The 14061-nt window shown below is 64.9% G+C and carries 15 protein-coding genes; 14 read left to right on the top strand and 1 reads right to left on the bottom strand.

What is annotated here, in order from left to right; all coding sequences use genetic code 11:
* The first annotated feature begins 1 nt into the window (after nucleotide 1).
* From fabG to A9973_RS00170, 14 genes are all read left to right on the top strand, one after another.
* Complete coding sequence (fabG, locus tag A9973_RS00235; RefSeq protein WP_006223826.1) at nucleotides 2–751, top strand: 3-oxoacyl-ACP reductase FabG; 750 nt, start codon at nucleotides 2–4, stop codon at nucleotides 749–751.
* Nucleotides 752–966: 215 nt separating this feature from the next.
* Complete coding sequence (gene acpP / locus A9973_RS00230) at nucleotides 967–1206, top strand: acyl carrier protein (protein ID WP_003813816.1); 240 nt, start codon at nucleotides 967–969, stop codon at nucleotides 1204–1206.
* Nucleotides 1207–1391: 185 nt separating this feature from the next.
* A complete protein-coding gene (fabF, locus tag A9973_RS00225) occupies nucleotides 1392–2621 on the top strand; it encodes a beta-ketoacyl-ACP synthase II (RefSeq protein ID WP_169271905.1) in 1230 nt (409 codons plus the stop codon).
* A 1-nt stretch (nucleotide 2622) separates the two neighbouring features.
* Complete coding sequence (locus A9973_RS00220) at nucleotides 2623–3132, top strand: hypothetical protein (protein ID WP_183011788.1); 510 nt, start codon at nucleotides 2623–2625, stop codon at nucleotides 3130–3132.
* Entirely contained in the window at nucleotides 3129–3728 is a 600-nt protein-coding gene (rpoE, locus tag A9973_RS00215) for an RNA polymerase sigma factor RpoE (protein WP_183011787.1), read from the top strand. The genes A9973_RS00220 and rpoE overlap by 4 nt, the downstream gene beginning before the upstream one ends.
* A gap of 12 nt (nucleotides 3729–3740) precedes the next feature.
* Entirely contained in the window at nucleotides 3741–4247 is a 507-nt protein-coding gene (locus tag A9973_RS00210; protein ID WP_183011786.1) for a sigma-E factor negative regulatory protein, read from the top strand.
* A complete protein-coding gene (locus A9973_RS00205; protein ID WP_183011785.1) occupies nucleotides 4247–5326 on the top strand; it encodes a MucB/RseB C-terminal domain-containing protein in 1080 nt (359 codons plus the stop codon). The genes A9973_RS00210 and A9973_RS00205 overlap by 1 nt, the downstream gene beginning before the upstream one ends.
* A gap of 110 nt (nucleotides 5327–5436) precedes the next feature.
* Nucleotides 5437–6849 (top strand): DegQ family serine endoprotease, encoded by a 1413-nt coding sequence (locus A9973_RS00200; protein WP_370539417.1) that lies wholly within the window; start codon nucleotides 5437–5439, stop codon nucleotides 6847–6849.
* A 230-nt stretch (nucleotides 6850–7079) separates the two neighbouring features.
* Nucleotides 7080–8873 (top strand): translation elongation factor 4, encoded by a 1794-nt coding sequence (gene lepA, locus A9973_RS00195; RefSeq protein ID WP_183011783.1) that lies wholly within the window; start codon nucleotides 7080–7082, stop codon nucleotides 8871–8873.
* Between the two features lie 23 nt (nucleotides 8874–8896).
* Nucleotides 8897–9781, top strand: a complete 885-nt coding sequence (gene lepB / locus A9973_RS00190) for a signal peptidase I (RefSeq protein WP_183011782.1) — start codon at nucleotides 8897–8899, stop codon at nucleotides 9779–9781.
* A 2-nt stretch (nucleotides 9782–9783) separates the two neighbouring features.
* Complete coding sequence (gene rnc / locus A9973_RS00185) at nucleotides 9784–10545, top strand: ribonuclease III (protein ID WP_183011781.1); 762 nt, start codon at nucleotides 9784–9786, stop codon at nucleotides 10543–10545.
* Nucleotides 10542–11432, top strand: a complete 891-nt coding sequence (era, locus tag A9973_RS00180; RefSeq protein WP_183011780.1) for a GTPase Era — start codon at nucleotides 10542–10544, stop codon at nucleotides 11430–11432. The genes rnc and era overlap by 4 nt, the downstream gene beginning before the upstream one ends.
* A complete protein-coding gene (gene recO, locus A9973_RS00175; protein ID WP_183011779.1) occupies nucleotides 11425–12012 on the top strand; it encodes a DNA repair protein RecO in 588 nt (195 codons plus the stop codon). The genes era and recO overlap by 8 nt, the downstream gene beginning before the upstream one ends.
* A gap of 18 nt (nucleotides 12013–12030) precedes the next feature.
* On the top strand, nucleotides 12031–12939 hold the full coding sequence (locus A9973_RS00170) for a LysR substrate-binding domain-containing protein (RefSeq protein ID WP_183011778.1): 909 nt from the start codon (nucleotides 12031–12033) through the stop codon (nucleotides 12937–12939).
* Nucleotides 12940–12957: 18 nt separating this feature from the next.
* Here the strand turns inward: A9973_RS00170 and A9973_RS00165 are convergent, their stop codons facing one another.
* On the bottom strand, nucleotides 12958–14058 hold the full coding sequence (locus tag A9973_RS00165; protein ID WP_183011777.1) for a pyridoxal-phosphate dependent enzyme: 1101 nt from the start codon (nucleotides 14056–14058) through the stop codon (nucleotides 12958–12960).
* Between the last annotated feature and the right edge of the window lie 3 nt (nucleotides 14059–14061).

Below are 14061 nucleotides of genomic sequence, written 5' to 3'. Positions count from 1 at the left end.
CATGGACAACTCGATCGAACTGCAGGGCAAGATCGCGCTGGTGACCGGTGCCACGCGCGGCATCGGCCGCGCCATCGCCCAGGAACTGGCTGCGCGCGGCGCGACCGTCGTGGGCACCGCCACGTCCGAATCGGGCGCGGCCGCCATCACCGAAGCCCTGGCGCCGTCTGGCGGTCGTGGCGTGGTGCTGAACGTGACCGACGCCGAGGCGTGCGATGCGTTGATCGACGCGCTGGGCAAGGAAGGCGGCGGTCCGCACATCCTCGTCAATAATGCCGGCATCACCCGCGATACGCTGGCCATGCGCATGAAGGACGACGATTGGTCGGCGGTCCTGGACACGAACCTGACGTCCGTGTTCCGCCTGTCGCGCGCCGTGTTGCGCAGCATGATGAAGGCCCGTTGGGGACGCATCATCAACGTCACGTCCGTGGTGGGTTCCAGCGGCAACGCCGGCCAGGCCAACTACGCCGCCGCCAAGGCGGGCGTATCGGGCATGTCGCGCGCGCTGGCCCGGGAGTTGGGTAGCCGCAACATCACCGTCAACTGCGTCGCGCCCGGTTTCATCGACACCGACATGACGCGTGCGCTGGCTGAAAGCCAGACCACGGCGCTGTTGCAGCAGATTCCTCTGGGCCGTTTGGGCTCGCCCGAGGACATCGCCCATGCAGTGGCCTTTTTGTCCGGGCCGCAAGCGGGTTACATTACCGGCACCACCCTGCACGTAAACGGCGGGATGTACATGCAATAAATCACGAATTGCGCGCGGGCGGCCCAGGCCGCCGCGTCGCCGCCGGGCAACCGGCGAGGCCCGCGCGCAGTTCATCCGGAAACGCCGCATACCGGTATTCCTGCGCCCAGACGGGCGACAGAACAAGTGCGCGGTGTTATTTTTGTCACGGCCAGGCGTTGCTTTCCTCTACGCTTGGCTATAATTCGCGGGATTTTTCCCAATTGGAGATCTGCATGGAAAGCATCGAACAGCGCGTCAAGAAGATCGTCGCTGAACAACTTGGCGTGAACGAAGCCGAGATCAAGAACGAATCCTCCTTCCTTGACGACCTCGGTGCCGATTCGCTCGACATGGTCGAACTGGTCATGGCGCTCGAAGACGAATTCGAGACCGAGATCCCCGACGAAGAGGCCGAAAAGATCACGACCGTGCAACAAGCGATTGACTACATCAATTCGCACGGTAAGCAGTAAGCTCAGCCTATATCCTTCCGGTTGCCCGAATTTCGGGGCCAACCGGGAAACGGGGCGGTTTCAGGAATTTGCCGTGTGGTCCGCATGCGGGAAGGGCGTAGTCATGCCCGACCCGCTTTCGCGTGGGCCACACGTGCAGCGCATCCCGAAAGCCGCCTTTCTTTTGTCTGTTTGAGGAGTCATCCGTGAAGCGACGTGTCGTCATCACCGGCCTTGGTATCGTTTCTCCTGTAGGGAACGACCTGACCACCGCTTGGGACAATATCGTCAACGGACGTTCTGGCATCAGCCGCATCACCCGTTTCGATCCCTCGGCCATCACCACGCACATTGCTGGCGAAGTCAAAGACTTCGACATCAGCACCTATGTCTCGTCCAAAGAAGCCCGCCAGATGGATACGTTTATCCATTACGGCCTGGCTGCCGGGATGCAGGCATGGCGCGACTGCGGCCTGGAAGTCACCGAAGCCAATGCCGAGCGCATTGGCGTGATCGTGGGCTCCGGTATCGGCGGTTTGCCGCGCATCGAGGAAACCCAGGTCGAATATCTGGCCAAGGGTCCGCGCCGGATCTCGCCGTTCTTCGTGCCGGGTTCGCTGATCAACCTGATCTCCGGTCATTTGTCCATTGCCTACGGCATGAAGGGTCCGAGCTACGCCGTCGTTTCGGCCTGCACCACCGGCCTGCATTGCATCGGCGACGCCGCGCGCCTGATCGAATACGGCGATGCGGACGTCATGGTGGCGGGCGGCGCAGAATCGACCGTGTCCCCGCTGGGCATCGGCGGTTTCGCCGCGATGCGCGCCCTGTCGACCCGTAACGATGACCCTCAGACGGCTTCACGCCCCTGGGACCGCGACCGCGACGGCTTCGTGCTGGGCGAGGGCGCCGGTGTCCTCGTGCTGGAAGAATACGAGCATGCCAAGAAGCGCGGCGCGCGCATCTATGGCGAGCTCGCAGGCTACGGCATGAGCTCGGACGCGCACCACATCACGGCCCCCGACAAGGACGGCCCGCGCCGCGGCGTTCTCAATGCGCTGCGCAACGGCGGCCTGAACGCGGATGACATTCAGTATGTCAACGCGCACGGTACGTCCACGCCGCTCGGCGACAAGAACGAAACCGATGCGCTGAAGCTGGCGTTCGGCGATCACGCCAAGAAGCTGGTGGTCAACTCGACCAAGTCCATGACCGGGCACTTGCTTGGCGCGGCGGGCGGCATCGAGGCCGTGTTCACCACGCTGGCCGTGTACAACCAGGTGTCGCCTCCCACGATCAACATCTTCAATCAAGATCCGGAATGCGATCTGGATTACTGCGCGAACGAAGCGCGGCAGATGAAGATCGAGGTCGGCCTGTCCAATTCGTTCGGCTTCGGCGGCACCAACGGCTCCATGGCCGTTCGCCGGGTCTGATTTGGAAGGCTCGGACGCAGGGCGCTGGTCGTTTCAGGTGCCTGCCGGGCAGCCGCCTGGCGTCCGCGCGCTTTGCGGCCTGGCGATCGCCGTGGCTGCGGCCTGCGTGCTGACGGCGGCTTCCTGGGGCGGCCCGGCATGGGCGGCGGGCGCGGTGATCGCGCTGCTGCTTGTGTTGTTCCTGCTTGTGCCGGCCGGGCTGTTACACTCGGCACGGAGCAGCCTGTCCCCGGTATCGGCAATACGAACGGCGACCGGGGTTGGGCGCTGGCAGGTGCGCCGGCCGCAAGGCTGGCAAGACGCGGTGCTGTTGAATCAGCAGCGCGGCCTGCGCTGGCTCACGCTCACTTTGCAGCCCTTGCCCACCGGGAGTACGGCCTTTACAAATAGAACAATCACCCTCACCGTCTGGCAACGGACGCTGCGACCCGAGTCCTGGCGGCGCCTTTGCCTGCTGACGGGCACGGCGCGGCGCACGCAGCCGGCGGCACGCCCGCAGGAGGCGTCATGAGCGAGCGCGAAGTCGACGCCGAGCTTGTCGCGCGCGTTCAGCGGGGCGACAAGAAGGCCTTCGATCTGCTGGTGCTGAAGTACCAGCGCAAGATTCTGCGCCTGCTGGCCCGGATGATCCGCGACCCCTCGGAAATCGAGGACGTGGCCCAGGAAGCCTTCATCAAGGCTTATCGGGCGTTGCCCCAGTTCCGGGGCGACAGCGCGTTCTACACCTGGTTGTATCGTATCGCCATCAACACGGCGCGCAATTGGCTGGCCTCGCAGGGCCGGCGTCCCAGCGCGCCAAATGCGATAGAAACGGAAGACGGTGAAACTTTTAACGAAACCGACAACCTAACCGATATAAGCACGCCGGAGTCCATGGTTGCCAGCCGCGAAATCGCCGAGACGGTGAACGCGGCCATCGAGCAATTGCCCGAAGAGTTGCGTACCGCAATTGTCCTGCGTGAAATCGAAGGTATGAGTTACGAAGACATCGCCCAGAGCATGGATTGCCCGATCGGTACGGTGCGCTCCCGCATTTTTCGTGCGCGCGAGGCCATCGCGACCAAATTGCGTCCATTGCTTGGCACCGATGCCGAGCGTCGCTGGTAAGGAGTGGCAGTCATGCAAACCGCAGCCAAGTCCGTTGAAATCACCGAATCCTCCTGGGAGGAATCGGTTTCCGCCTGGATGGACGGAGAAGATTCCGACGATATTCTTCCCGGTCTGTTGTCCAAGGAAGGACGTCAGACCTGGGACACCTATCATTTGATTGGTGATTCCCTCCGTAATGCCGATCTGGCATTGACGCCCAGCGCCGCTTTCCAGTCCCGGCTGGCGCGGGCGCTGGACGCCGAATTGCCGATCGTGGCGGCGCCCCGGCGCCGTTCGCCGTTGCGCTACGGCCTGTCCGGCCTGGCCGTGGCGGCCGCCGTGGCGACGGTCGCCTGGGTGGCTCAGCCCTACCTGACGGGCACGCCGGCGACCGAAGTGCGCGTGCTGGCAGATGCCAGCGGCACGCCTGCCTCCGCGGATGATGCGGGCCTGCGCGACTACCTGGAGGCCCATCGCCAGATGGCCGGCCCCAGCGCGGTTCGCCAGGTCTCGTTCGACGTCGGGGCGGGGCGTTGATGGCGCTGGTGTTACCGACACGTTGGCCGCGCGCAGCCTCCTGGCACGCGCACCGTGCTGGCTGGTTCGCCGCCACGCTTCTGACCGCTTTCCTGGCCGCGCATGAACCTGCGCGCGCCGCCGATACCGCTCCGGCAGCCGATGACGTCGTCCAGTTGCTGTCGCGCATCCAGCAGGCCGCGCGCAAGCAGGATTACGCCGGCGTCTTCATGTATCAACAGGGCGAAATGATCCAGTCTTCGCGCCTGGTGCACGTCCTGGACGGCACCGGTGAACGCGAACGCCTGGAAATCCTGGATGGCCAGCCGCGCGAATATCTGCGGCACAACGAAGACGTGCAGTGCCTGATCCCCGAGCGCAAGACCGTGCTGGTCGAGCGCCGCCGCGGCGACCGTTTCCCCGGCTTGTTGCTGGGCGATCCCGCCAACCTGGCCGAACACTACAAGATCAGCACCGAACCCAAGTTGCACCGGGTGGCGGGCCGCGAGTGCCGGCTGATCACGATCGAGCCACTGGACAAGCTGCGCTACGGCTACCGCCTGTGCGCCGACCTTGAAACCAATCTGCTGCTGAAGGCCCAGACCCTGAACGCCGCGCGCGGCGTGGTCGAGCAGGTGTCGTTCACGTCGTTGCGGCTGGGGTCGGAAGTCGACCCCCAATTGCTGACCTCGCGCTGGAGCACCCGCGACTGGAAGGTGCTTGAGCCGTCGATGGCGCCCGTGGACCTGTCGGCCCAGGGGTGGCGCATTCCGGCGCCCAAGGGCTTCAAGGTAATCATGCAGGTGGCGCGCTCGATGGGGCGCGGCGCAACCGTCAATCAGATGGTGCTGTCTGACGGACTGGCGGCCATATCCGTCTTCATCGAGCCTTATGACAGCCAACGCGGGCATCATCCCCCGCATGGCGCCGCGCAGCGCGGGTCGATTACCGTCTACGGAACGCGCATTGCGGACTTCTGGCTGACGGCCGTAGGCGAAGTGCCCGTGGCGACGCTGGAACAGTTGGCGGAAGCGACTGAGTATGTGCCCGTCGCCCCTGCGGCGGCAGCACCGGCAACCGGGACGGCCGGGTCCAAGTGACCCGTTCCCCGGGGCGGCTAGCAGCAATTTCGGAGTAATTTATGAAAGCAATGACGGTGTCGAACGCTTTTTTCCGGCGCTTTCTGATGGTTGTGGCGGCAAGCGTGGCGATGTCCGCCGCGTATGTCCCCGCTTCGGTGGCGCAGACGCCCACGGTGGCGTTGCCCGACTTTACGGGCATTGTTGAAAAGGCCGACCCCGCGGTCGTGAATATCCGCACCACGGCAACCGTGCCGGTGCGTGGCCCTGGCCCTGGTGGCGGCGGCGATCCCTATGAATTGTTCCGTTGGTTCTTCGGCCCCGACTTCCAGCCTCCGGGCCCCGGCGGTCAGTCCCCGACGCCGCGTCAGCGTCCGCAGCCTTCGCAGCCAGAGGAACGGACCGTGCCGCGTGGCGTGGGGTCGGGTTTCTTCATATCGGATGACGGCTTCATCCTGACCAACAACCACGTGGTGGTCGACGCGACGGACATCTACGTCACGCTCACCGACGGCCGCGAGTTCAAGGCCAAGGTCATCGGCACGGACGAACGCACCGACGTGGCGCTGATCAAGATCGAAGCCAAGGACATGATCCCGCTGGTCATCGGCGACCCCAAGAAGCTGAAGAAAGGGCAGTGGGTGCTGGCCATCGGTTCGCCGTTCGGCCTGGATTCCACCGTGACCTCCGGCATCGTCAGCGCGATCGGCCGCGATACCGGCGAATACCTGCCGTTCATCCAGACCGACGTGGCCGTGAACCCCGGCAACTCGGGCGGCCCGCTGATCAACCTGGACGGCGAGGTCGTGGGCATCAATTCCCAGATCATTTCGCGCAGTGGCGGTTTCATGGGCATTTCGCTGGCCATCCCGATCGACGAAGCGATGCGGGTGGTCGACCAGTTGCGCGCCACGGGTAAGGTGACGCGCGGCCGGGTCGGCGTGCAGATCGGCGAAGTGGGCAAGGATGTGGCCGAAGCCATCGGCCTGCCCAAGGCTGAAGGCGCGCTGGTCAGCAGCGTGGAAGCCGAAGGTCCTGCCGAAGAAGCGGGTGTGCAGCCGGGCGACGTGATCCTGAAGTTCAACAACGAACCGATCAAACGCTGGTCTGACCTGCCGCGCATCGTGGGCGAAACCAAGCCGGGCACGCGCGCCAACATGGAAGTGTGGCGCAAGGGCAAGAGCATGACGCTGTCGGTCAAGGTCGGCGAGATTCCGACCGAGAAGGCCGCGGCGGCAGGCAAGAAGCCGGCGCCGGCGCCCGAAGTCACGAACGCGCTGGGCCTGGGCGTGGTGGATGTGCCCGCCGACGTGCAGAAGAAGCTGCGCATCAAGGGCGGCGTCCAGGTGAAGGTCGCCGAAGGCGCGGCCGCCAAGGCCGGCCTGCAGGAAGGCGATATTGTGTTGGCCCTGAACGACACTGACGTCACCGGCGCGAAGCAATTCGCCACGCTCGTGGGCAAGCTGGACAAGTCCCGCGCCGCAGGTTTGCTGGTGCGCCGCGGCGATCAGACGCAATGGGTGGCGGTTCCGGCCTCGAAGTAAAGGCTGAAGCGCGCTGCTTTTTGCCCCGGTGCGGTCCGGCGGCAGAAAAAAAACCCCAAGACCAGCTAAAATGGCTGGTTGCCGCAAGAGGGGGCGCTTGGCGCCCCCTCGTTTTTGCCCGGGTATTGCCTACCAGCGGCCCGCCAGCGCCCTTCACGTCAGCCGTGCGTACTCCGGCGGCGGTGTCTTCCGGCCTTGTGCCGAGTGTTCCGTCCCTTATAATTTCAAGCATGCAGCATATTCGCAACTTCTCCATCATTGCCCACATCGATCACGGTAAATCGACTCTGGCCGATCGCCTGATCCAGCGCTGCGGCGGATTGGCGGATCGCGAAATGTCGGCGCAGGTGCTCGATTCCATGGAAATCGAACGCGAGCGCGGCATCACCATCAAGGCTCAGACCGCCGCCCTGCATTACAAGGCGAACGACGGCAAGACCTACAACCTGAACCTGATCGACACCCCGGGGCACGTGGACTTCTCATATGAAGTCAGCCGTTCGCTGTCGGCGTGCGAAGGCGCGCTGCTGGTGGTGGACGCGTCGCAGGGCGTGGAAGCCCAGACGGTCGCCAACTGCTACACCGCCATCGAGCTGGGCGTGGAAGTGGTGCCGGTCCTGAACAAGATGGATCTGCCGCAGGCCGATCCCGAAGGCGCGCGCCAGGAAGTCGAAGACGTGATCGGCATCGACGCCTCGGAAGCGGTGCTGGCCAGCGCCAAGACGGGCATGGGCATCGACGAGATCCTGGAAACCATCGTGGCCCGCGTGCCGGCGCCCAAGGGCGATCCCGCCGCGCCGCTGCAAGCGCTGGTCATCGACTCGTGGTTCGACAACTACGTGGGCGTGGTCATGCTGGTGCGCATCATCAACGGCGTGCTCAAGCCCAAGGACAAGATCCTGTTGATGGCCTCCGGCGCCACCCACTTGTGCGAGCAGACCGGCGTGTTCACGCCGAAGTCGCAGCAGCGTCCGCATCTGTCGGCAGGCGAAGTGGGCTTCATCATCGCCGGCATCAAGCAGCTGGAAGACGCCAAGGTGGGCGATACGGTCACGCTGGCCAACAAGCCCGCCACCAGCGCGCTGCCCGGCTTCAAGGAAGTCAAGCCGCAGGTGTTCGCCGGCCTGTACCCGGTGGAAAGCTCGGAATACGACCAGCTGCGCGATTCGCTCGACAAGCTGAAGCTGAACGACGCCGCGCTGATGTTCGAGCCGGAAGTCTCGCAGGCGCTGGGCTTCGGCTTCCGCTGCGGCTTCCTGGGCCTCTTGCACATGGAAATCGTGCAGGAGCGCCTGGAGCGTGAATTTGACATGGACATCATCACCACCGCGCCGTCGGTGGTGTATGAAGTCGAGCAGCGCGACGGCTCGGTGATCACTGTGGAAAGCCCGTCCCGCATGCCGGAAGTGGGCAAGATCCAGGACATCCGCGAGCCCATCGTGAAGGTCACGCTGTTCATGCCGCAGGACTACGTCGGTCCGGTCATGACGCTGTGCAACAACAAGCGCGGCTCGCAGGTCAATATGAGCTATCACGGCCGCCAGGTCCACCTGGTGTACGAGATTCCGCTGGCTGAGATCGTGCTGGACTTCTTCGACAAGCTGAAGTCGGTGTCGCGCGGCTATGCCTCGATGGACTACGAATTCCTGGAGTACCGCTCGGCCGACGTGGTGCGCGTGGACTTGCTGATCAACAACGACCGCGTGGATGCGCTGGCCGTGATCGTCCACCGCAGCAATGCGCGCCATCGCGCCCGCGACGTCGTGACCCGCATGCGCGGCCTGATCCCGCGCCAGATGTTCGACGTGGTCATCCAGGCGGCCATCGGCGCCGAAATCATTGCGCGTGAAAACGTGAAGGCGTTGCGCAAGAACGTGCTGGCCAAGTGCTATGGCGGCGATATCTCGCGCAAGAAGAAGCTGCTGGAAAAGCAGAAGGCCGGCAAGAAGCGCATGAAGCAGGTGGGTAGCGTGGAAATTCCGCAGGAGGCGTTCCTGGCCATCCTGCAAGTGGAAGACAAGTAGAACCAAAAGAAGGCGGTTAGCTGATGAGTTGGAACTTTGCCCTGATCCTGTTTGTTCTGCTGGTCCTGACCGGCATTATCTGGGTGCTTGATCTTGCGGTGCTGCGACGTGGTCGCGAAGCCCGCGCGCAAGCGGCAATGGCGCAGTACGACGCGGCCCTGGTCGGAGACGCCCAGGAAGCCGAGCGCCTGCGCCGCGAAGCCGGCGACGCCGCGCGGCGCGTGCCATGGTGGATCGAATACGCCGTCAGCTTCTTTCCCGTCATCCTGTTCGTCTTCATGCTGCGTTCGTTCGTGGTGGAGCCGTTCCGGATCCCGTCGGGTTCGATGCTGCCCACGCTGCAATCCGGCGACCTGATCCTCGTGAACAAGTTCAGCTACGGCTTGCGCCTGCCCGTGATCGACAAGAAGGTGGTGGATATCGGCAAGCCCCAGCGCGGCGACGTGTTCGTGTTCCGGTATCCGGTGGATCCGGACGTGGACTACATCAAGCGCGTGGTCGGCCTGCCGGGCGATGAAATCGCCTACCTGGACAAAAAACTGTACATAAACGGCGAATTGGTGCCGCATGTGCGCGACGGCGACTACTTCGAGCCGGATCGTGTCTCCTATATCGCACAATATAAAGAGAAGTTGGGCGACGTTGAGCACAAGATCCTGCTGGATGAGAACAAGCCGCAAGATTATTCGCCGATGTGGCAATTTCCCAACCGGGAAAACTGCCAATACAGCCGCAATGGGGTACGCTGCAAAGTACCTGAAGGCAGTTATTTCGCCATGGGCGATAATCGGGACAACAGCGCGGACAGCCGGTACTGGGGCTTCGTACCTGAATCCAATATCGTCGGACGCGCGTTCTTCATCTGGATGAATTTCAGCGATCTCAGCCGCATCGGCCGGTTCAACTGATTATGTCGCTAGCCACGCTAGAAAACCGCCTGGATCACCACTTCAGTGATGCAGGCTTGCTGGAACAGGCACTGACGCATCGCAGTCATGGTGCGCGCCACAACGAGCGATTGGAATTCCTTGGGGATTCCGTGCTGAACTTCGTCGTTGCGGCCATGCTGTTCGAGCGCTATTCCAAAATCGACGAAGGCGACCTGTCGCGCCTGCGGGCCAATCTGGTCAAGCAGGCGTCGCTGGCGGATATCGCCCAGCGCCTGGAACTGTCGCAGTACCTGCGCCTGGGCGAAGGTGAACTGAAGAGCGGCGGATTCCGCCGGCCGTCCATCCTTGCGGATACGGTCGAGGCGCTGTTCGGCGCCGTCTTCCTGGACGCGGGCTTTGATGCCGCGCGTCGCGTGATCGTGCGCCAGTACCAGCCGGTACTGGCCTCGGTCGACCCCAAAACGCTGGGCAAGGACGCCAAGACCTTGCTGCAGGAATTCCTGCAAGGCCGCAAGCTGGCGCTGCCGTTGTATACGGTGGTGGCTACGCATGGCGCGGCCCACAGCCAGCAGTTCGAAGTCGAGTGCGCCATCCCGGCGCTCGAGATCAAGGTTACGGCGCCCGGCGCCAGCCGCCGCGCCGCCGAGCAATCGGCGGCCAAGCTGGCGTTGGAGGCCGCGTTGGCCATCAGCCCGGCGACCAAGGCTGCCCGCAAGTCGGGCAAGGCGCGCAAAACCGCGCAATTGTCGCTGCCCGTGGCAGTGGCTCAAGAGACTAAATGAGCGATACCCCTTTTCGTACTGGCTTCGTTGCCATTGTTGGCCGTCCCAATGTGGGCAAGTCCACGCTGACGAACGCCCTGATCGGTTCCAAGATCTCCATCGTGTCGCGCAAGGCGCAGACCACGCGTCACCGCATCCATGGCGTGCTGACGCGCGAGCACGAGCAGTTCGTGTTCGTCGACACCCCGGGGTTCCAGACGCGCCATGGCGGCGCGATGAACCGCATGATGAACCGCGTCGTGACGCAGGCGCTGGCCGACGTGGACGTGGTGGTGCATGTGGTCGAGGCCGGCAAGTGGTCTGAAGGCGACGCCAAGCTGCTGCCGCTTCTACCCAACCCCGAGCGCACGATCCTGGTCGTGTCCAAGATCGACGCGTTGAAGAACCGCGACGACCTGTTCGCCTTCGTCGCCAAGATCATGGCGCTGCATCCGTTCGGCGCCGTGGTGCCGGTCAGCGCCACCAAGAACCAGCAGCTGGACCAGCTGCTGCAAGAGATCGCGACCCGCCTGCCGGAAGGCGAGGCGATGTTCGAAGAAGACACGCTGACCGACCGCCCGATGCGTTTCATCGCCGCCGAACTGGTGCGCGAGAAGATCTTCCGCCTGGTGGGCGACGAGCTGCCCTACGGCTGCACCGTCGTCATCGAGCAGTGGGAAGAGACCAGCAAGGGCGCCAGCATCAACGCCTGCGTGGTGGTCGAACGCGACAGCCACAAGCCCATCCTGCTGGGCACGGGCGGCATGCACATGAAGCGTATTGCCTCCGAGGCGCGGCAGGACATCGCCAAGCTGCTGGACAAGCCCGTTCACCTTGAGGTGTACATCAAGGTGCGCAAGGGCTGGTCCGACCGCGAGAGTGCGCTCCGCGATTTGGGCTATGAGTAGACGGGCGCCTCGCGTCCAGGATCGCCCGGGGTTTATGCTGCACGCCACCGCGTGGCGTGAGACTTCCCTTATTGTTCAGACGTTCTCCCGCGATCATGGCTGTGTGGCCATGGTCGCCAAGGGCGCCAAGCGCCCGTATTCCGTCCTGCGTCCCGTGTTGTCGGCCTTTCAGCCCCTGCTGCTGTCCTGGACCGGCAACGGCGAGGTCAAGACCCTGACGCGTGCCGAGATCGCCGGCATCCGTCCGCTGACGGGCACCGCCCTGATGTCCGCCTGGTACATGAACGAGCTGCTCTTGCGCCTGCTGCCGCGCGAGGACGCCCACCCCTTGCTGTTCGACGCCTACGACATGGCGCTGCAGCAACTGTCCAACGGCACGCGCGCCGCGGGCGCGCTGCGCCGGTTCGAATGGACCTTGCTGCGCGAAACGGGCTATGGCGTGGACGAAGACGCGCCCGATTTCGAAGACCCTGCAATCGAGCCGGCGCTGCGCCGCGACTTGCGGGAACGGCTGGCCGAGATCCTGGCCGGCCGCCCGCTGTCCACCCGGCGCGTGCTGATGGACCTGCAACGCATCTAAGCGCGCCGCACGCCGCCTATGACCTTCACGCTAAAACAGGTCGAGACCTTCCGCACCGTCTACGAGACGGAAAGCGTGACGGCCGCCGCGCGGCGGCTGGACGTGTCGCCCGCGACGGTCAGCGCCACCTTGGCCGCGCTGGAAGCCAGCATCGAGCTGCGCTTGTTCGAGCGCGTGCGCCAGCGCATGCAGCGCACGCCCGAGGCCACGCTGCTGTACGAGGAAATCCGCCGCTTGAATGTCGGCCTGGAAAGCCTGGGCCGCAAGATCCGCGCGATCCGCGGCGCGGCGCAGCCGCGCCTGCGCATCGGCTGCATCCACGCCTACAGCGGCGCCGTCGTCAGCGACGCGATCTCGCGGTTCCGCACGCGTTATCCGGACACGCCCCTGTATCTGCAGATCCGCGACTCGAACACTCTGCGCGACATGGTGGTGTCGGGCGAACTGGACCTGGCCGTCGTGGCCGATGAATCCGAACTGGAAGGCCTGCGCGGCCACCGGCTGGCCAGCTTGCGGGCGGTGGCCGTCTTTCCGGCGGGGCATGCGTTGGCGCGCCTGGCGTGCGTGGATTTTCCGCATCTGGCCGATCTGGACGTGATTGCGCTGAACGCCGAGGACGGCTCACGCAAGCGGCTGGACTCCCTGCTGCGCCAGGCGGGCCAGAATCTGAGGGTGGCGATCGAAACGCCGTATTCCAGCACCGTGTGCCAGTTGGCGCTGGCCGGGCATGGCGTCGGCATCGCCAACCCCGCGACGGCCGTGGGCATGGAGACCGCGGGGCTGTGCTACCGGCCGTTGACGGCCGCCGTGCATTTCGAGTGCCACATGATCCTGCATGGCAGCCGCCCGCTGTCGGAAGCCGGCAAGTTCTGGGCGACCTGCCTGCGCGGCGCGCTGGCCCCGCTGGTGGAGCGCTTCGGCGTCTAGGGCGCGGGCGCGCGACGATCAGCCTCGGCGTCCGTCGGACGTCACGATCAGTACCACCGACGATTCCGCATCCAGCACCCCCGAACGCCTGAGCCGGGACACGGCCGCGAGCGCCGCGGCGGAAGACAGCTCGGTGCTGAGGCCCCGGCGTTCAAGCCGCTGCTGCGCCTGGGCCGCGGCGGCATCCGAGACCTCTACCGGCGTCCCGCCCGAGCGCGTCAGGGCTTCCAGCGATTGCAGGGTGCAAGTGCCGCCCGCGATGGAATATTGGTCCGTGACGCCCTCCCACTGGCCGCGCGCGTCGCCTGCCGCCCGGGCCCGCGACAGGCGGGCATACGGCTCGACTGCGTGCAGGCGAGGCAGGCGTGCGATGCGTCCGCTTTGCAGCAGGTGCTGCCAGCCCAGGAAAATTCCCCACAGCAGATCGCCGCGCGCGGTCGGCACGATGATGTCGGTGGGGGTGCCGCAGGCATCCAGGATTTCCTGGGCGATGGGCTTGTAGCCTTCGACGCCGTAGGGATGCGTGCCGACGGGGGGATTCAGGTAGTTGGTGCCGGCGAACGCGCCGTGGTGGCGGCACAGGTCCGACACGTAGGGCCAGCGGGCCAGGCTGTCTTCGAAGGCGCTGAGCTTGGCGCCGAAGCGCTGCATGGCCTCGCGTTGCAGGGGCGGGCAATTGCGGGTGATGGCGATGTCGGCTTGCAGGCCGGCCGCCGCGCAATAGGCGGCCAGCGAGACGCCGGCATTGCCGCTGGAGGCCGCCGCCACGCGGGTCGCGCCGGCCAGGCGGGCGCGCGACACCAGTTGCGCGGCCATGCGGTCCTTGTGGCTGCCCGTGGGGTTGGCGCTCTCGCATTTGAGCCACAGTTGGCCGACGCCTTCGGTGCGGGCCAGGTCCGCCGCGTCCAGGCAAGGCGTGTCCCCTTCGCCCAGGGTGACGGGCGACAACACGGGCAAGGGCATGGCGTTGTCGGGCTCAGGGGCGTCGTAGCCGCATTCCAGCGTGGCGGGGTGGCCCCCGACCAGGCAGGTCGGGCAGCCTTCGGCATAGTCGTCGGGCAGCCACAGGCTTGCGCAGCGGATGCAGCGCAGGCCGGACAATCTGGGGTTCATCAGCATGGG

The sequence above is a fragment of the Achromobacter sp. UMC46 genome (assembly GCF_014170335.1).
Taxonomy (GTDB): domain Bacteria; phylum Pseudomonadota; class Gammaproteobacteria; order Burkholderiales; family Burkholderiaceae_B; genus Achromobacter.
Note: the sequence above shows the minus strand (reverse complement) of the source record. Positions and strands in the feature narration are given on the sequence as shown.